Here is a 21,564-nt window from a genome sequence, read left to right as displayed (position 1 = left end):
GCGCGAGCGTACTGACTGACCCGATCGGGCGTGACCAAGATGACCGGGAAATTACTGGTACCTCCGTACCAATTTCGTCATACTAGTACGCGTGTCCCAGTCTGCCCACTCCGAAGGCCGCACCACGCTCGCCGACTACCGCTCCGCGCTGACCGCCCCTGGCTCGCGCGGCCCGGTGATCGCGTCGATCCTCGCCCGGCTCCCGATCGCGATGATCGGCATTTCCGCGCTGCTGTACGTGCAGCGCGAAACCGGTTCGTTCGCCGCCGCCGGGCTGGTCTCCGCGAGCTCGCTCGCCGGGGTCTCGGTGGGCGCGGTCGTGCAGGGCAGGCTGATCGACCGGTTCGGGCCGAGCCGTCCGCTGCTGGTCGTCGCAGCGGTGTTCGCGCTGTCGATGGCGTCGCTCGCGATCGCGATCGAGGCGCACCTGCCGACGTTCGTGCTGATCCCGCTGGCCGCCGCGACCGGGCTTTCGGAGCCGATGGTCGGCTCGGCGTCGCGGGCGCTGTGGACGAAAATCCTGCCGGAGGGACCGGCGCGCAACGCCGCGCTGTCCTATGAGGCGATCAGCATGGAGGTCTTCTTCATCCTCGGCCCCGGCATCGCGGGCCTGCTGATCACCGCGCCGTGGGCGGGCACCGGCATGGTCGTCGGCGCGATCACCATGGTCACCGGCGCGGTGCTGTTCGCGCTGAACCCGACCGTGCGCGCGTGGGGTCCGGCCCCGAAGGCGAAGACGCCGCTGCTCGGCGCGCTGGCCAGCCCCGGAATGCGGACGCTCGCGCTGGCCGCGCTCGGTTTCGGCATGGTGATCGGCTTCGTGGAGGTCGCCGTGCCCGCCGCCGCGACGGAATCCGGCCACCCCTCGCTCAGCGGTCTGCTGCTGTCCGCGTGGTCGTTGAGTTCGGTGGCGTTCGGCGTGGCCTACAGCCTGCACCCGTGGCCGCGCCGCCTGGGCCTGCGCCTACCGATCCTGCTGGGCGGCTTCGGTGCTTTCGTTGCGCTGCTTGCGCTTCCGTCGAGCCTGTGGGCCCTGGCGCTGCTGATGCTGCTGGCCGGCGCGATGATCACGCCCCAGTCGACGACCCACTCCGCGGCCATCGAGGTCGTCGCCCCGCGCGGCACCGCGGCAGAGGCATTCGGCTGGGTCCTCACGGCGGTGACGCTGGGGCTAGCGGCAGGCCAATCGGTGAGCGGCTATCTGGTCGAACATTCCGGGACAGCCGCTGCGTTCCTGGCGGCTGGCGTGGCGGGTGTCGCGCTGGCCGTGGTGGTGTGGCTGCTGCGCGGGACTGTGCGGGCTGCTTCGCCGGTGCCTGCTGACGGTGCTCTTGTCGGGGTTGCTGGGTAGCTCGGCTCTTCCTACGGCTGGTGCCGCTTCGTCACTGTTGGGGCACCGCTCGAGCCTCCTTACCCGCCCCCGAGCGACTCGCTTCTACCCACGGATGGTGCCGCCTAGTCGCTGCTGGGGAACCGCCTGAGCCTCCTTGCTCGCCTCGCTCGGCAGCGTCGCTGGGTGACTCGCCTCTACCCGCGGCTGGTGCTCGCCTCGCCACTGCCGGGGATCCGCCCGAGCATCCTTGCCCGCCCCACTCTGCAGCGCTGCTGGGTAACTCGCCTCTGTCCACGGCAGCTCGCCACTGCCGAGGAACCACCCGAGCCCACTTGCCCGCCCCACTCGCCAGCGCTGCCAGGTAACTCGCCTCTACCTACGGCAGATGCCGCCTCGCCACGGTCGAGGAACCACCCGAGCCCACTTGCCCGCCTCACCCGGCAGCGCTGCTGCGTGACTCGCCTCTGCCCACGGCAGGTGCCGCCTCGTCACGGTCGAGGAACCACCCGAACCCACTTGCCCGCCCGTTCAGCAGCGCCGCCGGGTAGCCGTTTCCGGGGTTTCCCGGGCCGGGCACCCCCCTGCTCACTGGCGGGTCTTCTCTGTTTCCGCAGCTCAACCACCTTGTCCGCCGTTTTTGTCGGTGGACGCCGCTACTTTGCGTGGCATGGATCTCACATCCTTCGTGCGGCCGCTGGCGGCGGTCGCGAGCGCCGCGGCCCGACTCCTGTCGAGGCAAGCCCGCCTGCGTTTGCGGGCGAACGCTGACGGCTTTGTCGTGTCTGGCAGCGATCGTGATTTGGCCGTCCAGTTGTCCTGCCCGGCGACGACCCATCTCGACGGCGAGGTCGTAGTACCAGCCGCACCGTTCGCCGAAACGGTCCGCATGCTGGATGTCGACCAGGTCCGGTTGGCAGTCGAAGGAACCCGCCTCGCGATCCGAACGGACAATGCCCGCTTCGCCCTGCCTTTGCTGGACCGCGACCTGCTCCACGTGCCGGAACCGCCACCCCTGCTGTCCAAAGTAGACGGTGCGGCCCTCGGCACGGCTTTGCGCACCGTCGCGGGCACCGCCGCCAAGGACGACCCGCTCCCGATCTTCACCGGCGTACGAGTGCAATCAATCGGTGGCGAACTGTGCCTGACCGCCTCGGACCGCTACCGCATGGCCGTCGCCCGCCTGCCTCTGCGGGAAGTCCGGGAACCCATCGACGTCCTGGTCCCAGCCACCCTGCTGACCGAAGCCGCCCGCCACAGCGCCGGTGCCATGGGACTGCACGCCGACCCCAGCCACTTCGCCCTGAGCTGGCCAGGAGGCACCGTCACCACAGCGGTCCTGGACGCGGGCTTCCTGTCCGCGGACTCCATCCCGTCCGACGCGGTAGACACGGAAGTCGAGGTAGGTGCCGACGAGCTAGCCGCAGCCATCCGCCGAGTCGGCGTCTACTCCGAAGACCGCCGAGTCCTGACCCTCGAAGTCGGCGACGCACACCTCCGCCTGGCCAGCGCCCGCCAAGACACCGGCGAGGCGGAGGAACACCTGAAAGCAAACGTTTGCGGCGGCCGAACGTCCCCGTCCTTCCAGGCCCGGTACCTGCTGGACGCCCTAGCCCCGTTCAGCGGCGAACGCGTCCGACTGGCCATCCAGCCAGGGCTGCGAGCGTGCGTCCTGACCCCAGCCGACGAGGACGGACGGGAGGTGGCATTGAAGTACTACTTGATGCCAATGCTGTCTCGGTAACCGGCGGCTGCTGACGCGGCTTCGGCCTGACGGCTGGCTCGCACCGGGCGGGGTGCGGAGTCGTTACGAGTTCGGCCGCGTGGTGGCGGCCGAACGGCGGGCCAATGCCGGGGCGAGTGGTCGGGCTGGGCTGGCCGAGCTGAGCCGAGTCGAGCCGGGCTGGGCTGGGCTGGGATGGGCTGGCCGAGCCGAGTCGAGCCGGGCTGGGCTGGCCGAGCTGAGCCGAGCCGAGTCGAGCCGGGCTGGGCTGGCCGAGCCGAGTCGAGCCGGGCTGGGCTGGGCTGGGATGAGCGGCGCAAAGCGCAGCCGCACCATGCCCCACGTCGGCCAGGTCGCGTTCAGGCGGGCCGTGGTGGGCCAGAAGCCGTCTCGCACGCGGAGCGTGCTCCGGGACCGGGGCATGTCGCCGTCGGTTGGCCGTGGGCACTTCTGACGGTCCGCCCTGCGCGGAAGTGCGCGGCGACGGGCCAGCCGCCGTCTGCCCCCCATGCCACCCCGGCCTGCTCTGGGGCACCCGAGCGAGCCCACAACCGCTGAGCCGGTGCGGCATGCCCGGGAAGCCGTCAGGGCGCTAGGGCGCACCCGAGCGAGCCGCAGCGGCTAGGCCGGTGCGCCGTGCCCGGGGAACCGCCAGGGCACTAGGCGCGCCCTAGCGAGCCCACAGCGGCTGGCCCGGTGCGGCGTGCCCGGAAAACCGCCGGGCGCTGGGGCGCGCCCGAGCGAGCCCAAAGCAGCTGAGCCTGCGCGGCACGCCATGGCACTAGGGCGCACCCGCGGCACGGCACACGCCCGGCGGCAACGGTCTCGCACGCGGAGCGTGCCAGGGCCTGCGCAACCGCCAGCCGCGCGCGGAAGCAGCCCAGGCTCCACTCAGCGCGCCTGAAACAACCTCAGGCAGCCGACTCCGCGGCCACCGCGGCCTTGACCTCATCGAAAGTCGGGTTCACCAACGCGGTCGACCCCACGATCACCGTGGGCACCGTCTCGTTGCCGTTCGCTACCTCGCGCACTCGCTCAGCCGCGCCCGGTTCTTCCCAGATGTTGATTTCCCTTACCGGCAAACCGCTTTCCAGCAGGGGGCGGCGCAGCGCTGAGCAGAAGCCGCAGCCTGGGCGCCAGTAGAACTCGACCTCGACGTTGCTCATTGTCCGTCCTCCGAAGACGCCCGTAGATACTCCAGTTGTGCGCGCACGCTCGCCTCGGCCGGTGCCCACAGCGCGCGGTCGACGTCGGCGTACACCACCTCGACCACTTGCCGCGGCGTTGCGTCTTCGCCGAGCGTTCGCAAGGCGGAACGCACCTGATCCAGGCGCTGTTCCCGGTGCGCCAAATACTCCCGCGCGGTGGCGGGCAGATCCGGCAGCTCCGGGCCGTGGCCGGGCAGGCCTGGGGTGCCGGCCGGGAGTGCGATCAGTTTGCGCAGCGAGCGGAGGTAATTGCCGAGGTCGTGCAGGACCGTCGTGCCTCGGCCGAGGATTGTGTCTCCGGTCAGGATCTGGCCTCCGACCAGCAGCGACACCGAATCGTCGGTGTGGCCGGGGGTATGCAGGACGGTGAAGTCCAGGCCACCCGCCGAGAAGGAGTCGCCGTCGGCGAACGCGGGTGCGTCGATGCAGAGGGAAGCGTCGAAGGCACGCACCGGCGCGCCGGTTTTCGAAGCGAACCAGGGGGCGCCTTCGGCGTGATCCGGGTGATGGTGGGTCAGCAGGATCAGCTCGACCGGACCGACGGCGGCGAGCTTCTCCAGGTGCTCCAGATCGCGGTAACCAGGGTCGACGACCACGGCGGCCGAGGCGTCGCCACCGCGCAGCACCCACGTGTTGGTGCCCTCCAGGGTCATCGTCGAAGGATTGTTTTCCAGCAGCACCGACGCGGTTTCCGAAACACGGCGCAGCACGCCATAAGCGGGAGCGGTCACTCAGGACTCCGAAGTATCGAGGACAACGCGGATGTTCTCGCCGTCCCGGACCAGGGTCGGCACAGTCTTCACGATCTCGCGCGGCTCGGCGAGCACCGCATCGGCCTGCGAGAACTCGGCGAGTTCGACGAGGGTCAGCCAGGTCGGCGGCATCAACGCGCGACGGCCTTCGCGCGCGTCCGCGACTGCCTCGGCGGGCGGTTGCCAACCGGCGGCAGCGGCTTCCGAGGTCGCGCCGTCCGCGCGCTGGCCCTCAGGCAGCTTCGCGACGAAGAAGCGGGTGTCGTATCGACGCTGTTCCTGCGGCGGCGTGACCCAGTGCGCGTACGGGTGCAGCAGGTCCGCGCGCAACGTGAGGCCGGCGTCGGCAAGGAAACCGGCGAGCGAGATTTCCCGTGATTCCAACGCTTTCCGCGCGTCGTGATACGGCGTGACGTCGGCGACGACCGAATCCTCAGTCCCGGCCAGCAGCACGCCGGACTCCTCGAACGTCTCCCGGACCGCGGCGCAAACGAGCGCGCGGGCGAGGCTTTCGTCGCAGGTGAACTGCTCGGCCCACCACGACGGCGGCGGCCCGGCCCACGCCACAGAGGTGTCGGCGTCGCGCGGATCGACCCCGCCGCCAGGGAACACCGTCATCCCGCCGGCGAACGCCATGCCCATGACGCGGTGCTGGAGGAAGACCTCCACGCCGTCCGAAACGTCCCGCAGCAGGATCACCGTGGCGGCGTCCTTCGGGGTCGCCGGCGGGCCATCCGCGTTGTCCCGGATCGCGATGCCGGGACGGGCGGGGATGTCGAAAACGAATTCACGCGGCCGTTCCACCCGGGCAACATACCTCGCAATCCGTACGCGTCGCGGATTACTTGTGTCACCTCGCGGCAGGAACCCGCACGGACTCGGAGTCGCTCAGGGCGGCCTTCCCGAACCGCAACCCGAGCCAGCCCGGAACCGCCGTCGCGCGTCCGGTCGGCCGAAAGCCGTGAAGGGCTCCTTGAGGGAATCTGCTTCCCTCAAGGAGCCCTTCACGGAACAACAGGGGCTCAGGCCCAGTGCTGGTCCCCGCCGGAACGGGACGCGCCGTTGAGCCGCAACCGGGCTGCCTCGGCACGCTCGCGCTCAGCCAGTTCCTCGTGCAGCTCACGCAGCAGCGCGCGGTCGCGTTCGGACAGGCTCGGATCGTCCAGATCCAGCGCGGGCAGCTCGACCACCTCGTGCATGCTCGGCTTGCCCGCGGCGATCTCGCGGCCCTTCTCCGGGTCCTCGGCCAGCGCGCGCCGCAGCTGCGCCACCTCGGACGGAGTCAGGTCCGACGTGCGCTCGGCACGCGTTTCCGACCCGGCCGTCCTCGGCCGCTCCGAAGACGCGGCGGGCTCGGCCGCCGGCTCCGGCATCGAGACCGGTTGTGCGGGCACGGCCTGCACGATCGGCACCACCGGCGCGACCGGGACCACCGGCTCGGCGGCGGCTACCGGCTCCGGTTCGGGCTGACGGTGCCCGTGCCGGCTCGGCGCTTCCGAGACCGGTTCGGGGACCGGGGCCGAAGCGGGCGCCGGGGCACTGCGCTGCGGCGTCGGTTCCGGCCGGTAATCCGGGGCCGAATGCGTGCTGCCGGTGACCCACACCGGGCTCGCTACGGCACCCGCGGCCTGGTGGTAATCCGACTGCGGGATCCCCGGACCGCTCACCTCCACGACCGAGCGGATGCCCGCCCGGCGCAGCGCGGTGTCGACGCGGAACGCGACCGCGGGCGGGTTGCCCTCGGGGCCGAGTTCGACCAGCACGACCCGCTGCGGCAGCGCGCCCGGCACACTGCCCGCCGGGGTGTTGCGCCACACCGCGTGCACGGAACGCACGTCGGGCAGCACCTGCAAGGTCCGGTCGAGCGCCTCGGCGAGACCGAACTCCGGCTGGTTGTCGCCCGTGAACCGGTGCGTGTGCATCGGCTCGTGGTCGGTGACCAGCAGGTCGTTCGCGAGCGTCGCGTCCGACCGGCTCATCTCGAGCACCAGCGCCAGCTCGCGCTGCTCGGCCTCGCTCACCGCGATCCGGCCCGCGATCAACGTGCCGGTGGTGAGTTCCACCGCCTCGTCGATGTGGGCACGGGCGATCAGTTCCCGCGCTTCGGTGAGCGCGCTGTCGTCGATGCGGCCCGCCAGGGCCAGCAACAAGTTATGCAGGCGCAGGGGCACCGAGAACCCGTCCATCGGGCCGTCGTGAACCTCCACCATGGCTCTGCTCCTCCCAGCTCGCCTGGCGGCAACGAGCGTTAAGCGGCGACAAGTCGATGACCGGCGCCCGCGGCGCCTACGCAGACCAGCTCGGACTCGGCGAGCGCGGCCCGGTGGTACCCGGGAAGGTCGAAGCGCGGCGGGATGACCTCGACACTCGGTTCCTCGTCCCCCATGACCCGCAGCACCCGCTGCAGTTCACCGGTGAGCCGGGGCTGTCCCGCGGTCGCCGTCACCAGCAGGACTCGCTTCGCCCCGCCCTCGCCGGAAGCGCCGAGGCGCCGCCAGCTCTGCCGTACTTCCCCCACATCCGCGCGTCCACGCAACGTCGCGTGGAGCAAGACGGACACAGAGTCGACGGAGTTCACCCATTCGGGCGCACTCTGCGTGAATGTGTACCTGGTCTCGGTGACGTCGTCTACCCCCAGGGTGGAACTCACCTGGTGCCAGTCGGCGCCGTGCGGGATCAGACCGGCCACGAGCAGGCGGTACTCCGCCTGGTCCAAATCGATCCTGTGCTTGAGCAAAGACCTCGGCAGGGTCCGCGCGAGCGTCCCCATCGCGCCTTCGCCGAGCCAGTCGCGGAACCGCCACAACAGCTGGTCCGGCGTGCGGCCGGCGAGCCGCAGCAGCAGTTCGTGCAGGGACTGTTCGATGTCGGGATCCATCACTTCACCTCCACGATCAGTTCGACTTCCACCGGCGACGCGATCGGAAGCTCCGCGACGCCGACGGCCGAACGAGCGTGCACCCCGGCGTCGCCGAAGATCTCGCCGAGCAGTTCGGACGCCCCGTTCACGACCGCGGGCTGGCCGGTGAAGCCCTCCGCGGAGGCGACGAAACCGACCACCTTGACAATCCGGACGACAGAGTCGATGCCGACGAGGGCGTGCACCGCGGCGAGCGCGTTCAGCGTCGCCGTGCGGGCGTGGCTCTTGGCTTCCTCCGGGCTGACCTCGCCGCCGACTTTCCCGGTCGCGGCGAGCGCGCCGTCGACGAAGGGCAGCTGGCCGGAGGTGTAGACGTGCGAGCCGGAGCGCACGGCCGGCACATACGCGGCCAGCGGTGCGGCGACTCCGGGCAGTTCGATGCCGAGCTCGGCGAGCCGGTCGCTCCAGGTCAACGCCGCCCCCTCAGCTCTTCGGCCGCTTCAGGTACGCGACGTGCTGTTCGCCGCTCGGGTTGGGCAGCACGGTCACCAGCTCCCAGCCGTCCTCGCCCCACTGGTCGAGGATCTGCTTCGTAGCGTGGATCAGCAGCGGGACGGTGGCGTACTCCCATTTGGTCGCACTCATGACTCGGGAGCGTAACCAAGCGGGCAAGGCCCCTCCGGACCGCCGCCGCCGAAAGCCCGTCACCCGTCCAGGGGAGCGCCTGGTAGGCCGGGTGAGTGTGGGTCAGTTCACATCCGATCGTCGCTCGCTAGCGTGGGCGCGTGGAGACCTGGCGGATCGTCGCGACCGTGCTGCTCGCCGTGGCCGGGGTGCCGCTCGTGCTGGCCGTGATGGCCAAAACGCGGGACCGGGTGAACGATTCGGGCCAGGTGGCGATCGCCGGCGCGGTCACCCTCACCGGGCTGATCGTGGTGGCAGTGCTCACGCTGACCGTGCTGCCCGGCGTGGTGACCTGGATCGTCGTCGCGGCGGTCGCCGCTGCGGTCAGCGTCATGATGCTGGCCAGCTGAGCACCGGTTTAGTGTTGAGGATGTGACCACACCCTCCGCCGGCTGGACCGACGAGCTCGCCAGGGCCCGGCTGCACTTCGTCACCGGCAAGGGCGGAACCGGCAAGACCACGCTCGCCGCGGCGCTGGGTCTCGCACTCGCCCGCAATGGCCGCCGGGTGCTCTTGATCGAGGTCGAGGGACGGCAAGGCATCGCCCAGCTTTTCGACACCGAACCGCTGCCGTACGCGGAACAGCGGATCGCGTCGGTCCCGGGCGGCGGCGAACTGCGCGCGCTGCACATCGACGTCGAAGCGGCGCTGCTCGAGTACTTCGAGATGTTCTACAACCTCGGTTTCGCCGGGCGGACGCTGCGCCGGATGGGGGCGATCGAGTTCGCCACCACGCTCGCGCCGGGCCTTCGCGACGTCCTGCTCACCGGGAAGATCAAGGAATGCGTCGGGCGCACCGAATCCGACGGGCGCCACACCTACGACGCGGTCGTGGTCGACGCGCCGCCGACCGGGCGCGTGGTGAAGTTCCTCGACGTCACCAAGGCCCTCGCTGACCTCGCCAAGACCGGCCCGATCCGCGGCCAGGCCGACGGCGTCGTCCGGCTGCTGCATTCCGGCGAGACCGCCGTGCACCTCACCACGCTGCTGGAGGAGATGCCGGTGCGCGAGACCGTCGAAGCGGTGGCCGAGCTCGACGGGGCCGATCTGCGGCCGGGCGCCGTGCTGGTGAACCGGGTCCGTCCGCCGCGGCTGCCCGCGCGTTCGGTGACCGCGGCCGCCGACGGCCGGGTGGACGCCGACCGGGTGCGCTCCGGCCTCGCCTCGGCCGGGCTGAACCTGCCGGAGGCGACGCTCGACGCGCTCGTGGAGGAAACCGTGGAGCACGCCGTCCGGGTCGCCGCCGAGCAACGGGCCCGCGAACAGCTCGCCGAGGCCGATCTGCCGACGCTGGAGCTGCCGGACCTCACCGACGGCGTCGACGTCGCCGCGCTCTACGAACTCGCCGAAACGCTGCAGGAACAGGGGGTGCGCTGATGCCCGCCGACCCGACGCTCGACGTGGACGCCCTCCTCGACGACCCGGACAGCCGCGTGATCGTGTGCTGCGGTTCCGGCGGCGTCGGCAAGACCACCACCGCGGCGGCGCTCGCGCTGCGGGCCGCCGAACGCGGCAGGCAGACCGTGGTGCTCACGATCGACCCGGCACGCAGGCTCGCGCAGGCGCTCGGGCTGCGCGAACTGGGCAATCACCCGAAGCAGGTGCGGGTCGAGGGCTTCGAGCCCAAGGGCGAACTCTGGGCGATGATGCTCGACATGCGCCGCACGTTCGACGACATGGTGCGTGTGCACGCCGGGCCCGAGCGGGCCGAGCAGCTGCTGCAGAACCCCTTCTACCAGACCATTTCCACGTCGTTCTCCGGCACGCAGGAGTACATGGCGATGGAGAAGCTCGGCCAGCTGGCGGCGACCGACGAATGGGATCTGATCATCGTCGACACGCCGCCGAGCCGGTCCGCGCTCGACTTCCTCGACGCGCCGACCCGGCTGTCCACCGCGCTCGACGGCCGGATGATCCGGCTGCTCACCGGTCCGGCGAAGGCGGGCGGCTGGGGTCTGCGCAAGGTGGTCAGCGCGGGGTTCTCGATGTTCGCGAAGGCCGTGTCGACGATCATCGGCGGCCAACTGCTCGCCGACGCGTCGGCGTTCATGCAGGCCTTCGACAGCATGTTCGGCGGATTCCGCGAACGCGCGCGCAAGACCGCCGAACTGCTGCGGTCCTCGGGCACGTCGTTCCTCGTGGTGGCCGCGCCGGAGCCGGACGCGCTGCGCGAGGCGTCCTACTTCGTGGAGCGGCTCGCCGGCGAATCGATGCCGCTGGCCGGACTGGTCGCCAACCGCACGCATCCGGTGCTCGCGCCGCTGTCCGCGACCGAAGCGCTGACCGCCGCGGAGTCGGTGCAGAACGCACCGCTCGCCGAGGCCGTGCTGCGGCTGCACGCCGACCGCGTCGCGCTGGCCGAACGTGAGAACCGGCTGCTGGCGCGCTTCACCCGCGCGCATCCGGAAGTGCCGCTGACCCGGGTGCCCGCGCTCGCCGGTGACGTGCACGACCTCGAGGGCCTGCGCGACATCGGAGCAAAACTGACGTCGTGAGCGGCTGTGCGCGAAACACAGCCGCTCACGAGCAGGTTCAGCCCGCCGCGGCGGCCAGCGCGTCCCGCTTGGCCGCTTCGAGCAGGTCGGTCCAGCTGGTCACGTCCGGACGACGGCGCAGCAGGGCGCGCCGCTCCCGTTCCGTCATCCCGCCCCAGACCCCGAAATTGATCCGGCCGTCGAGTGCCTCGGCGAGGCATTCGGTGCGGACCGGGCACCCCATGCACACGGCTTTCGCCCTGTTCTGTTCGGCGCCTCGCACGAACAACCCGTCGGGATCAGCGTCCCGGCACGAGGCATCGACCCGCCAGCCAACCTGATTGGTTTGCATACCCCCAGCTCCCTCATCTGGTGTATGGCACCAGCGAAGGCGAAGCTCCCGCTCCCACCCCCGCGAGCGTTTCCCACTGCGCCGCACGTCGGTGACGGCACCTCCCCGGTGCCGCTGCCGCCGTCCGGACCAGCCAGGCTCCCACCCGGGCTGCTCCGTCTGTCGGCATCTACGTGAGACGTTGACGGACTGTAGGGTCCCTCGGTTCCCTCCGTCGAGACCTAGCATGCATTCCGTTACCAAAGGTCACGACACGGGGGCCCGTTAATGATCGCTCGCGGGGGCGCGCGGGCGTGAGGTCACGAAGGCGACACGGGCCTTCAGTACCCTGGCTTTCGTGCGCAAAACGGATGGTCTTTTCAAGCTCCTCGGCCTGTGCCTGCTGGCAGGGGTGCTGGTCGCCGGGATCATGTTCCCGGTGGTGGGCGCCGCGGGGGTCGTGTCCAACCAGGCGAGCGAAACGGTCGACAAGACGTCGTCCGACCTCGCCGACATCCCGCCGCCGCTGGTGACGACTATCACCGACTCCGGCGGCAAGCCGATCGCGACGCTGTACAAGCAGTACCGGATCCCGGTCCGCCCGGACCAGATCAACCCGGCGCTGAAGTGGGCGCTGCTGTCGGCCGAGGACAAGGCGTTCTACGAGCACCACGGGGTGAACTGGGGACGGACGCTGCGCGCCGCCGTCTCCAACACCGCGGGCGGGGACACGCAGGGCGCCTCGACGATCACGCAGCAGTACGTCAAGAACTATCTGATCAACGTCGTCTACCGCGGCGACAAGAACGGGCAGGCGAAGGCGCAGGAACAGTCGCTCTCGCGCAAGCTCAAGGAAGCCCGGATCGCGATCAACCTCGAGACCAAGCTCTCGAAGGACCAGATTCTCGCTGGCTACCTCAACATCGTCGAGTTCTCCCGGCAGATCTACGGCATCGGAGCGGCAGCGCACGCCTACTTCAACACCACGCCGGAGAACCTGACCGTCCCGCAGGCCGCGCTGCTCGCGGGCATCGTGAACAACCCGATCGTCCTCGACCCGTGGAACCACCCGGACAAGGCGACCAAGCGGCGCAACCTGGTGCTGGACCGGATGGTCAGCAACCAGAAACTGGCGAAGGCGGACGCGGACAAGTTCAAGGCGGAACCGCTCGGCATCGTGCCGGACACCCCGCAGAAGCCCGCGTCGAACTGCACCGGAGCCGGTCCGGAGAACGGGTTCTTCTGCCAGTACGTCCAGGACTACCTGCTCAAGTCCGGGATGACCGAGGACCAGCTGTACACCGGCGGGTACACGATCAAGACCACGCTGGACGAGAAGGCCAATCACGAGGCGAAGGTCTCGGCCGAAACCCAAGTGAGCAAAACCCAGAAGAACGTCGCGAACACGCTTTCGCTGATCCGTCCCGGCAAGGACCGGCACGAAGTAGTGGCGCTCGCGGCGAACCGGGACTACGGGATCGACGCGGATCAAGGACAGACCACCTACGCGCTCCCGTCCGGCGTGTTCAACACCGGCGGCGCGGGGTCGAGCTACAAGATCTTCACCACCGCGGCCGTGCTGAACCAGCACATCGCGGGGATCTACAGCAACATCCCGGTCGGCAACAGCTACGTCTCGCACGTCTTCACCGGCAGCCAGCCGCACTGTCCGGCGACCGGCGCGCCCAACACGCGCTGGTATTGCGTGGGCAACGCCGGCAATGGCTATCCCGAGTCGGCTTCGCTGCAGAACGCGCTCGCGACTTCTCCGAACACCGCGTTCGTGGCGCTGGAGGACAAACTCGGCAGCACCGGGCCCGCCATCGACATGGCGACGAAGCTGGGCATGCGGGAGACCATGGCGAGCAACCCCGGCGGCGGAAAGGTCGACCCGAAGTCGAACGACCCTGGCAAGAACCAGACTCAGGCGCAGGCTTACGGCCCCAAGGGCAACTACCCGGGCACGGGTGCGTTCACGCTCGGCTTCAGCCCGACCAGCGGCCTGGAAATGGCGAACGTCGCCGCGACCATCCTGAGCGGCGGCAAATGGTGCCCGCCGACCCCGCTGGCGGCGGTGACCGACCGCGACGGCAAGCCGGTGCCGATCAAGGAAGCTCCCTGCGAGCAGGTCGTGCCCGAAGGCCTCGCGAACACCATGGCGGTCGGGATGAGCAAGGACGACCAGCCCGGTGGCACGTCCGCCAAGGCGGCCGAGGGCGTCGGCTGGAACCGGCCGCTCGTCGGCAAGACGGGGACGACCCAGAACAACGGCTCGGCGACCTTCGTGGCGGGCACGCCGCAGATGGCCGGTGCGGCGATGGTGTTCCGTCCGGAAGGCGGCAGCGGCGGCCTTTGCTACAACGGCGTCGGCAACGTGAGCACTTGCGGCACGGGCAACATGTTCGGCGGCAAGACTCCCGCGCAGACGTGGTTCGGCGCGATGAAGAACATCATGGAGGGCCAGCCGGTCGTGCCGTTGCCGCCGGAGGATCCGGCGTATACCAACTGAATCCGGTGAAAACGGGGCGGGAGACGCGATCTCCCGCCCCGTTTCGCTTGTCCGGGCTTAACCGCCGTCGTCCGGCTGGTCCAGTCCATCTCGAGCCCACGACGCCCGGTTGCCGCTCCCGTCGACGAACTCATGCCGGACGGCGGCGCCCCGGTGAAACGGGAGGTCAAGCTCAACGACTGAGCCGGGGCCACCCCTCCGGATGGCCGAACACGTATCCTCGAACATGTGAGCACGCTCGGTAACGCCAGTCCGCCCGGGGGCACCGCGAAGCGGTTTGCCGTAGGGACCATCGCCCTCGGGGCCGCCACTCTCGGTTACGCCGTCGGCATCGAACGCCGCCGCTACACCCTGCGGACCGCCGAGTTGCCCGTGCTCGCGCCCGGTACGCCGCCGTTCACCATCCTGCACGTCTCCGACCTGCACATGCTCCCCGGTCACCAGGCCAAGCAACGCTGGGTCGCCGCGCTCGACGAGCTCGAACCGGACCTCGTCGTCAACACCGGCGACAACCTCTCCCACCGCACCGCGGTCCCCTCCGTGCTCCGCGCGCTCGGCCCGCTGCTGGACCGGCCGGGGCTGTTCGTCTTCGGCAGCAACGACTACTACGCGCCCAAGCCCAAGAACCCCGCGCGCTACCTCATGCCGCGCGGCAAAAAGAAGCGCATCCACGGCACCCAGCTGCCCTGGCGCGACCTCCGCGCCGCCTTCGTCGAACACGGCTGGGTCGACCTCACGCACGTCCGCCGCACGGTCGACGTCGGCGGCCGCGCCGTCTTCGCCGCCGGTGTCGACGACCCGCACCTCCACCGCGACCGGTACTCCGACATCGCCGGACCCGCCGACACCACCGCGGCCGTCCGCATCGGCGTCACGCACTCCCCGGAGCCGCGCGTCCTCGACACCTTCGCCACCGACGGCTACGACCTCGTCCTCGCCGGCCACACCCACGGCGGGCAACTCCGCATCCCCGGCTACGGCGCGATCATCACCAACTGCGAACTCGACCGCAGCCGCGCCCGCGGCGCCTCCCGCTGGGGAGCCCGCATGTGGCTGCACGTCTCCGCCGGACTCGGCACCTCCCCCTACGCGCCCGCCCGCTTCGCCTGCCCGCCCGAAGCGAGCCTGTTGACGCTGGTCCCGCGCGGATCCGGGGCCTCCGACCCCCGCAAACCAGCCCCGCGTAAAGCCGCGAAACCCGTCCGCTAGACTTACTCTCGACCCGCTAAGCAGTACCTCGGGGTGTGGCGCAGCTTGGTAGCGTGCCTCGTTCGGGTCGAGGAGGTCGTGGGTTCAAATCCCGCCACCCCGACGCATGAAGGCCGGGTAGTCACGAGATCGCGACTACCCGGCCTTCATAGTTTCGCCGCCTTCCCCGGTTCTCGCCCGAGGACCGGCAGTGGCCTTGCCCGGCCGGTCCGGAGCTCCCGGCGCAGTGTTCGTCCTTGATCGCCTGCTCCCCGTGCCGATCGCGAAGTCACGATCCGGGCGTACTCGGAAAGCAATTGCCTTTCTGAGGCAATGCGAAAATGCGCGGCTCAATTTATCGGCCACGGTATCGTGCCGAAATGCCAGACGACAGCCGCCGGAACTTCCGGACCGCGAGAACGGTAATCCTGGTTCTCGGGCTGGCACTGATCGCATCGGGAATCGCCGCGGTGTGCGGGCTTCTCTTCGTTCTCGCGTTAAGCCGCGGCGGTCAAGGCTGGGTCAACGCGGGCGCGGCGTTCGCCATGTTCGCGACAGGCGCGGTCTGGACCATGCTGGCCGGAGGATTCGCGGTCTGGCTGTCTCGGCGGATGTACAGCCGGACGCTCTGGCCTGCCGGGCTGTTTTGCGTCGCGCTCGGCGCGGTACCCGTCGTTCTCGCGGCAGCGGGTGTGTTCAGCACGTAGCGGTCAACTCTTGCCAGCATTGCTGAAAGTCCCCCACGGCGGCGGTTCTCGCCCAGGACCAGGCGGAACGAGCCGCCGAGGTCAGTTGGTCGCGCTCGTTCGCGCCGGATTCCGACAGGGCGACGGCCAGCCGGGATTCCATGTAGGCGGCCAAGGATCGGTAGGACAGGTCTTCCCGGAAACGAGCGCGCTCGACGATGTCGGTGAATCCGGCGTCGGCGACGTGGGCGGCGATAGCGCGACCCGCGAAAGGGTCGCCGCCCGCGCGGCGGCGCACGAGGTAGTAGCCGCGCAGTGCGGCGTCCACGTTTGCTGTTCTGGGCCGGATTTTCGCGCGGCTCCAGTCCGGCGCGGCCAACGCCAGCCTGCCTCCAGGGCGCAGGATGCGGCGGATTTCGGTCAGAGCCGCGTGCGGGTCGGACAGATGCTCGAAGAGCGAATGAGAGAACACCACGTCGATCGATGAAGCCGCAAAGGGAAGTGCGTAGACCGCTCCTGCCACATAGTCCGCTGTCGACGGCAAAGCCGGTTCCGGTGGACAGACGTCGACGCAGACCACCCGCACGGCCGGGGTCAGGGCACTGAGAAGCGAACCTTGCCCACAACCCAGGTCCAGGACTCGTGCGCCTGGGGTGAAGAGTGATCGGGCGAACGCGGCGCGGTCACTCGCTGTGCGCGTGTTCATCGTCGACAGCGCGTCTTGGGCATAGCCCGGCGCGTAACCCTCCAGCACCCCGCACAGAGTACGGGTGGAAGGTGGCAGGATCGAGGGGTGAGCACGCAGTCAGGCAACCAAAATCCGCCCGCGGTGGTCCCGGACCGCCTGTTCGACGACCCCGAAGCCGAAAAGCGCTGGCTGGCGCGGTTCCACGCGCCGCGCATCTCGGTGCCCGAGTGGGCCCGCGACGCGCCTGAGGCCAACGTGTACGTCTCCAACGCCAGTGGCGTATGGGAGGTTTACGCGTGGGACCGGGCCACCGACAGTCACCGGCGCGTCACCAACCGGCCCAACGGCACCCTGCACGCGACGCCCTCGCCCGACGGAACAGCCATCTGGTGGTTCGACGACACCGACGGCGACGAGTTCGGCTCCTGGCGCACCCAGCCGTTCGACGGCGACAGTTCCGCGGCGGTCAAAGCACTGCCCGATATTCACGACGGATACCCGGCCGGTCTGGAAATCGGCCAGCGAGTGATCGCGGCCGGCGTTTCGACCGACGACGGCAGCGAACTGTTCGCGAAAATCGACGGCGTGACCGAGAGGTTTTATCAGCACGCGGACGACGCGGGGATCGCGTCGATGTCGCGCGACGAAAGCCTGCTCGCCATTTCCCATTCCGAGCACGGGGATTCCCGGCACCCGGCGTTGCGCGTGCTGTCCACCGACGGGTTCGCCACCGTCGCGGAGAAGTGGGACGGCGAAGGAAAAGGCTTGCAGGCGCTGGAGTTCTCTCCGCTGCCGGGCGACCAGCGCGTGCTGGTCCTGCACGAACGCCGCGGCCGCGAAGAACTGCTGGTGTGGGACGTGCAGGCGGACACCGAAACCGAACTGCTGATCGATTTGCCCGGCGAGGTCGTCGCGGACTGGTATCCGGACGCACGCGCGTTGCTCGTCGTGCACTTCCATGAGGCGCGTAGTTCGTTGTACCGCTACGACCTCGACACCGGCGAACTGTCCGCTGTGGACACTCCGGCCGGACGGATCGGCGGCGCGGGCGTGCGGCCGGACGGGACCATCGAGTACTCGTGGTCCAGCGCCGCGGAGCCCGCAGCGGTCCGTGCCCGCGCGGCCGACGGCACCGACTCGGTCCTGCTGACGCCGCCGGGCGAGCGCGCGCCGCGTTCGTCGCCGGTCACCGACGCGTTCGTCGAGGGGGTCGGCGGCCGGATCCACGCGCTGGTTTCCCGTCCGGCGAATGCTCCCGAAGGCCCGTTGCCGACGGTGTTTTCGCTGCACGGCGGCCCGCACGCGGCTGACGAGGACCGGTTCTCCGCCTACCGCGCGACCTGGCTGGACGCCGGATTCGCCGTGGTCGAGGTGAACTACCGCGGCTCCACCGGCTACGGCTCGGCGTGGCGCGACGCCATCGAAGGCCGCCCTGGCCTGACCGAACTGGAAGACGTCGCGGCGGTGCACGACTGGGCAGTCGAAAGTGGACTGTCCGATAAGGACAAGTGCGTCGTGAACGGCGCTTCGTGGGGCGGATACCTGACCCTGCTGGCGCTGGGCACCCAGCCGACCCGATGGGCCGCCGGCGTCGCGGGCGTGCCGGTGGCCGACTACGTGGCCGCGTACGAGGACGAGATGGAGCAGCTGCGCTCGTTCGACCGCGCCCTGTTCGGCGGCTCCCCGGCGGACGTGCCCGCGGTGTACCGCGAGTGCTCGCCGCTGACGTACGTGGACGCGGTCGCCGCCCCGGTCCTGATCCTGGCCGGCGACAACGACCCGCGCTGCCCGATCCGGCAGATCGAGAACTACCTGGACCGCCTCGCCAAGCGCGACGCACCCCACGAGTTCTACCGCTACGACGCCGGGCACGGCTCGCTGGTGATCGCCGAGACGATCAAGCAGACGTCCATCGAGGTGTACTTCGCCTTGCGGGCGCTGGGAATGCGCTGACGGTTCGGGCCGCCCAGGGGTCTGCCCGGGCGGCCCGGATCACAGCCCGCGCTTGGCGCCCTTCAACTGCGCCATCGCGGCATCGTCACCCTCGTAAGTCACCTGCACCGCGTCCCGCCCGAAGACGAAAAGCAGCAGTTCCACCGGCTCGCCCACCACCGTGACCACCGGGGCGCCCGACTTCACCGAAGCCGACTGGCCGTCCGGGGTCCGCAGCACCACCCCGACCGGGGACTTGCGCAGGTTCAGCTTCGCCGTCCGCGTCGCGAGCCGCCACGCCGCCCCGTCCCGCGACGGATCGGCCGGGCGCGGGGTCCAATCCGGTTGTGCCCGGCGGACATCCTCGTGGTGCACCAGGAACTCGGCGCTGTTCGTCGCCTCGTCCACCGGGCCGATGGACGTCGGCCAGAACCGGGACGGGCCTCGGCGGACCTGGGCGACCAGGTCGTCCCACGGACGCGCCGCGACGCCGTCCTGCACCTTCTGCGTGTGCCCGGCCAGCGCGGGCACGACGATCCCCGGCATCGCGTCCGGCCGGTGCTCCCGCACGACCAGATGCGCGGCCAGGTCCCGCGTCTGCCAGCCCTCGCACAGGGTCGGGGCATCCGGGCCGAGCTGCTCGAAGAGGTCGCTCAGCGCTTGGCGTTCGTCTTTGGCAAGGCCCATGTCTAGGGACAGTACTGCGTGGCGAAGCCACTCCGTTGAGGGCGGTGGAGGGGAGGAAGGCGGAGTACTCGCCAGTTAATGGTGGAAACCGGTCGACGTGGCTGGATCGTGCTGCGGGGACGGCTGCCGGTTCAGTTCCGGAAGGATCCGCTTCAGGTCGCCGAGCAGCAGGTCAGCCAGGTCGTGCGTGAAACCGTTGCGGACGACGACGCGCAGAACCGCCAGGTCGGTGCGGTTGTCCGGGAACGTGTACGCGGGGACGAGCCAGCCGCGTTCGCGGAGGCGGCGGGACACGTCGAAGACGTCGAACGAGGTGACGTCCGAGCGGGTGGTGAAGGCGAACACCGGCAGCTGGTCGCCGCGGGTGAGCAGTTCGAACGGCCCCAGTTTGGAGATCTCCTCGGCCAGGTAGGTCGCCACGTCGCGGGAAGCTTGTTGCACCACACGGAAACCTTCGCGGCCGAGCCGGACGAACGTGTAGTACTGCGCGGCGACTTCCGAACCGGGGCGGGAGAAGTTGAGCGCGAAGGTCGGCATGTCGCCGCCGAGGTAATTGACGTTGAACACCAGTTCCTCGGGCAGCGCCGCCTTGTCGCGCCACACCACCCAGCCGACGCCCGGGTACACGAGGCCGTATTTGTGCCCGGAGGTGTTGATCGACGCGACGCGCGGCAGCCGGAAGTCCCACTCCAGGTCCTCGTCGAGGAACGGGGCGATCATCGCGCCGGACGCGCCGTCGACGTGCACCGGAATGTCCCAGCCGGTTCGCTCCTGCAGCGCGTCGAGGGCGGCCGCGACCTCGGCGACCGGCTCGTAGCTGCCGTCGAAGGTCGAGCCGAGGATCGCGACGACGCCGATGGTGTTCTCGTCGCAGAGCTTCACCGCTTCTTCCGCGGACAGGTGGTACCGGTCGCCCTGCATCGGCACCAGGCGCGGCTCGACTTCCCAGTACTCGCAGAACTTTTCCCAGCACACCTGGACGTTGATGCCCATCACCAGGTTCGGCTTCCCGGTGCGGCCCAGTTTCGACCAGCGGCGCTTCAACGCCATTCCGGCGAGCATGCAGGCCTCGGACGACCCGGTGGTCGAGCAGCCCATGATGTCGGCGGGATCCGGCGCGTGCCACAGGTCGGCGAGGATGTTGACGCAACGCCGCTCGAGTTCCGCGGTCTGCGGGTACTCGTCCTTGTCGATCATGTTCTTGTCGACGCACTCGGCCATCAGCTCGCGCGCCTGCGGCTCCATCCACGTCGTGACGAACGTGGCGAGGTTGAGCCGCGCGTTGCCGTCGAGCATCAGCTCGTCGCGCACCAGCTGCAGCGCCGTGTCCGGCGGCAGCGAATCGTCCCGCAGCCGGTCGCGCGGCATCGTGAAGTCCGCGGCGAGCGCCGGATTGCTCCCCGCGTACAACGGATTCGTGCCGGTCTTCCGGTCTGCCCGATCTTGTTTCCCCTGATGCAGCACCATGTCAGCGAACCTACTGCCGGGCGCCCGCGACGACCACCGGATGAACGAAAAGCCGTCCGCGACAAGGCGGACGGCTTTTCGTCAGGCGGAGCGGATCAGGCCTGCTGCGCCTGCCACATCCAGTGCGCCTCTTCCAGCGCGCGGGTGATCTCGATGAGCAGATCCTGCGTCACGAGGTCGCTCTTGTCGGTCTCGTCGATGCGCTTGCGGAGCCGTTCGATCAGCGCCGCGAGCGTGTCGACGATCGCCGCGATGGTCGATTCGACGGACTGCCAGTTGTCCGGGTACTCCGGCGCACCGGAGGTCGCCACGACGGTTTTCGCCTTGCCGTTGGGCGAAACCCCGATCGCGGCGGCGCGCTCGGCCACCTCGTCGACGTACTGCCGCGCGGTCGACACCAGCTCGTCGAGCTGCAGGTGCGCGCTGCGGAAGTTCTGGCCCACTACGTTCCAGTGCGCCTGCTTCGCGATCAGCGAGAGGTCGATCAGGTCGGCGAGCGTCGCCTGCAGCGCGTTGCCGGTGATCTCCTTGTCGGATTCGGAAAGCGGGCTCTTGATCGGGGAAGTGGTCATCTCGGGTGTCCCTCCTCTGTCTTCGGTCAGACGGTGGTGGTCAGCTCCACCTCGATGTTGCCGCGGGTCGCGTTGGAGTACGGGCAGACCTGGTGCGCCTGCTCGACCAGCTGGTCGGCGTCGGCCTTCGCCAAACCGGGCAGCGAAACGTCAAGGCGCACGCCGAGCTGGAACCCGACGTCCTTCTTGAACACGCTCACCGAACCGGTCACCGTCGCGGCGGGCAGCGCGACCTTCGCCTGCCGGGCCACGGCCTGCAGCGCGCTCAGGAAGCACGCGGAGTACCCCGCGGCGAACAGCTGCTCCGGGTTGGTCTTGTCGCCGCCGGGACCGCCCATCTCCTTGGGGATCGCCAGCGACTCGTCCAGCACGCCGTCCGAGGACGTCACGTCGCCGTTGCGGCCTTCTCCTCGCGCGGTCGCGACGGCGGTGTAAATCGGCTCGGCCATGCGTGTTACCTCCTCATCGGGACG

The 21,564-nt window shown here is 69.7% G+C and carries 22 protein-coding genes and 1 tRNA gene; 10 read left to right on the top strand and 13 right to left on the bottom strand.

What is annotated here, in order from left to right; genetic code table 11:
- Nucleotides 1-91: 91 nt before the first annotated feature.
- The gene (locus tag DMP23_RS36670) at nucleotides 92-1,351 is read left to right on the top strand and encodes an MFS transporter (RefSeq protein WP_337823772.1); all 1,260 of its coding nucleotides are present in this window, start codon (nucleotides 92-94) and stop codon (nucleotides 1,349-1,351) included.
- A 649-nt stretch (nucleotides 1,352-2,000) separates the two neighbouring features.
- Nucleotides 2,001-3,074 (top strand): DNA polymerase III subunit beta, encoded by a 1,074-nt coding sequence (gene dnaN, locus DMP23_RS36665; RefSeq protein WP_337823771.1) that lies wholly within the window; start codon nucleotides 2,001-2,003, stop codon nucleotides 3,072-3,074.
- A gap of 890 nt (nucleotides 3,075-3,964) precedes the next feature.
- Here dnaN and DMP23_RS36660 read toward each other — a convergent pair.
- From DMP23_RS36660 to DMP23_RS36630, 7 genes are all read right to left on the bottom strand, one after another.
- Nucleotides 3,965-4,219, bottom strand: a complete 255-nt coding sequence (locus DMP23_RS36660; protein ID WP_037808395.1) for a glutaredoxin domain-containing protein — start codon at nucleotides 4,217-4,219, stop codon at nucleotides 3,965-3,967.
- On the bottom strand, nucleotides 4,216-4,992 hold the full coding sequence (locus tag DMP23_RS36655; RefSeq protein ID WP_337823770.1) for an MBL fold metallo-hydrolase: 777 nt from the start codon (nucleotides 4,990-4,992) through the stop codon (nucleotides 4,216-4,218). Before DMP23_RS36655 ends, DMP23_RS36660 begins: the two co-directional genes overlap by 4 nt.
- Nucleotides 4,993-5,817 (bottom strand): NUDIX hydrolase, encoded by an 825-nt coding sequence (locus tag DMP23_RS36650; protein ID WP_238603924.1) that lies wholly within the window; start codon nucleotides 5,815-5,817, stop codon nucleotides 4,993-4,995. It abuts the gene before it with no gap.
- Nucleotides 5,818-6,035: 218 nt separating this feature from the next.
- Nucleotides 6,036-7,223 carry a hypothetical protein gene (locus DMP23_RS36645; protein WP_337823769.1) on the bottom strand — a complete coding sequence of 396 codons (1,188 nt, stop codon included), beginning with the start codon at nucleotides 7,221-7,223 and terminating at the stop codon, nucleotides 6,036-6,038.
- Nucleotides 7,224-7,261: 38 nt separating this feature from the next.
- The gene (locus DMP23_RS36640) at nucleotides 7,262-7,891 is read right to left on the bottom strand and encodes a hypothetical protein (RefSeq protein WP_037808399.1); all 630 of its coding nucleotides are present in this window, start codon (nucleotides 7,889-7,891) and stop codon (nucleotides 7,262-7,264) included.
- Nucleotides 7,891-8,346 carry a RidA family protein gene (locus tag DMP23_RS36635; RefSeq protein WP_337823768.1) on the bottom strand — a complete coding sequence of 152 codons (456 nt, stop codon included), beginning with the start codon at nucleotides 8,344-8,346 and terminating at the stop codon, nucleotides 7,891-7,893. The genes DMP23_RS36640 and DMP23_RS36635 overlap by 1 nt, the downstream gene beginning before the upstream one ends.
- A gap of 10 nt (nucleotides 8,347-8,356) precedes the next feature.
- Nucleotides 8,357-8,518, bottom strand: coding sequence for a DUF4177 domain-containing protein (locus tag DMP23_RS36630; RefSeq protein ID WP_020664158.1), 162 nt, complete (start codon nucleotides 8,516-8,518; stop codon nucleotides 8,357-8,359).
- 140 nt (nucleotides 8,519-8,658) lie between these two features.
- Between DMP23_RS36630 and DMP23_RS36625 the strand changes: the two genes are divergently transcribed.
- From DMP23_RS36625 to DMP23_RS36615, 3 genes are read left to right on the top strand one after another with little or no spacing between them, the layout of a single operon-like run.
- Entirely contained in the window at nucleotides 8,659-8,907 is a 249-nt protein-coding gene (locus tag DMP23_RS36625; RefSeq protein ID WP_238603922.1) for a hypothetical protein, read from the top strand.
- A gap of 22 nt (nucleotides 8,908-8,929) precedes the next feature.
- On the top strand, nucleotides 8,930-9,934 hold the full coding sequence (locus DMP23_RS36620) for an ArsA-related P-loop ATPase (protein WP_337823767.1): 1,005 nt from the start codon (nucleotides 8,930-8,932) through the stop codon (nucleotides 9,932-9,934).
- Nucleotides 9,934-11,052 carry an ArsA family ATPase gene (locus tag DMP23_RS36615; RefSeq protein ID WP_037808406.1) on the top strand — a complete coding sequence of 373 codons (1,119 nt, stop codon included), beginning with the start codon at nucleotides 9,934-9,936 and terminating at the stop codon, nucleotides 11,050-11,052. The genes DMP23_RS36620 and DMP23_RS36615 overlap by 1 nt, the downstream gene beginning before the upstream one ends.
- A 37-nt stretch (nucleotides 11,053-11,089) precedes the next feature.
- Here DMP23_RS36615 and DMP23_RS36610 read toward each other — a convergent pair whose 3' ends face one another.
- A complete protein-coding gene (locus DMP23_RS36610; protein WP_020664154.1) occupies nucleotides 11,090-11,383 on the bottom strand; it encodes a WhiB family transcriptional regulator in 294 nt (97 codons plus the stop codon).
- Nucleotides 11,384-11,720: 337 nt separating this feature from the next.
- Here DMP23_RS36610 and DMP23_RS36605 point away from each other — a divergent pair, with 337 nt between their 5' ends.
- From DMP23_RS36605 to DMP23_RS36590, 4 genes are all read left to right on the top strand, one after another.
- The gene (locus DMP23_RS36605) at nucleotides 11,721-13,871 is read left to right on the top strand and encodes a transglycosylase domain-containing protein (RefSeq protein ID WP_336156743.1); all 2,151 of its coding nucleotides are present in this window, start codon (nucleotides 11,721-11,723) and stop codon (nucleotides 13,869-13,871) included.
- Nucleotides 13,872-14,099: 228 nt separating this feature from the next.
- The gene (locus DMP23_RS36600; RefSeq protein WP_051728629.1) at nucleotides 14,100-15,080 is read left to right on the top strand and encodes a metallophosphoesterase; all 981 of its coding nucleotides are present in this window, start codon (nucleotides 14,100-14,102) and stop codon (nucleotides 15,078-15,080) included.
- Between the two features lie 29 nt (nucleotides 15,081-15,109).
- A tRNA-Pro gene (locus tag DMP23_RS36595) sits at nucleotides 15,110-15,183 on the top strand.
- Between the two features lie 256 nt (nucleotides 15,184-15,439).
- Nucleotides 15,440-15,766, top strand: a complete 327-nt coding sequence (locus tag DMP23_RS36590; protein ID WP_337823766.1) for a hypothetical protein — start codon at nucleotides 15,440-15,442, stop codon at nucleotides 15,764-15,766.
- Here DMP23_RS36590 and DMP23_RS36585 read toward each other — a convergent pair.
- Nucleotides 15,756-16,499: a methyltransferase domain-containing protein gene (locus DMP23_RS36585; RefSeq protein WP_037808415.1), complete on the bottom strand. Its 744-nt coding sequence runs from the start codon at nucleotides 16,497-16,499 to the stop codon at nucleotides 15,756-15,758. The genes DMP23_RS36590 and DMP23_RS36585 overlap by 11 nt on opposite strands.
- Nucleotides 16,500-16,538: 39 nt before the next feature.
- Between DMP23_RS36585 and DMP23_RS36580 the strand changes: the two genes are divergently transcribed.
- Entirely contained in the window at nucleotides 16,539-18,386 is a 1,848-nt protein-coding gene (locus tag DMP23_RS36580; RefSeq protein WP_134728522.1) for a S9 family peptidase, read from the top strand.
- A 39-nt stretch (nucleotides 18,387-18,425) separates the two neighbouring features.
- Here DMP23_RS36580 and DMP23_RS36575 read toward each other — a convergent pair whose 3' ends face one another.
- The 4 genes from DMP23_RS36575 to DMP23_RS36560 all read right to left on the bottom strand — a co-directional run bounded on the left by DMP23_RS36575 (nucleotide 18,426) and on the right by DMP23_RS36560 (nucleotide 21,540).
- Nucleotides 18,426-19,052 (bottom strand): TIGR03085 family metal-binding protein, encoded by a 627-nt coding sequence (locus DMP23_RS36575; RefSeq protein WP_134728523.1) that lies wholly within the window; start codon nucleotides 19,050-19,052, stop codon nucleotides 18,426-18,428.
- 75 nt (nucleotides 19,053-19,127) lie between these two features.
- Nucleotides 19,128-20,519: a glutamate decarboxylase gene (locus DMP23_RS36570; RefSeq protein WP_043827076.1), complete on the bottom strand. Its 1,392-nt coding sequence runs from the start codon at nucleotides 20,517-20,519 to the stop codon at nucleotides 19,128-19,130.
- A 95-nt stretch (nucleotides 20,520-20,614) separates the two neighbouring features.
- Nucleotides 20,615-21,091, bottom strand: a complete 477-nt coding sequence (gene dps / locus DMP23_RS36565; protein WP_037808424.1) for a DNA starvation/stationary phase protection protein Dps — start codon at nucleotides 21,089-21,091, stop codon at nucleotides 20,615-20,617.
- Between the two features lie 26 nt (nucleotides 21,092-21,117).
- Nucleotides 21,118-21,540: an organic hydroperoxide resistance protein gene (locus DMP23_RS36560; protein WP_009084505.1), complete on the bottom strand. Its 423-nt coding sequence runs from the start codon at nucleotides 21,538-21,540 to the stop codon at nucleotides 21,118-21,120.
- Nucleotides 21,541-21,564 lie beyond the last annotated feature (24 nt).

This window comes from Amycolatopsis sp. A1MSW2902 (assembly GCF_017312175.1).
GTDB lineage: Bacteria > Actinomycetota > Actinomycetes > Mycobacteriales > Pseudonocardiaceae > Amycolatopsis > Amycolatopsis nivea.
The sequence above is the reverse complement of the archived record's forward strand: the minus strand, read 5'-3'. Positions and strand labels throughout refer to the sequence as shown.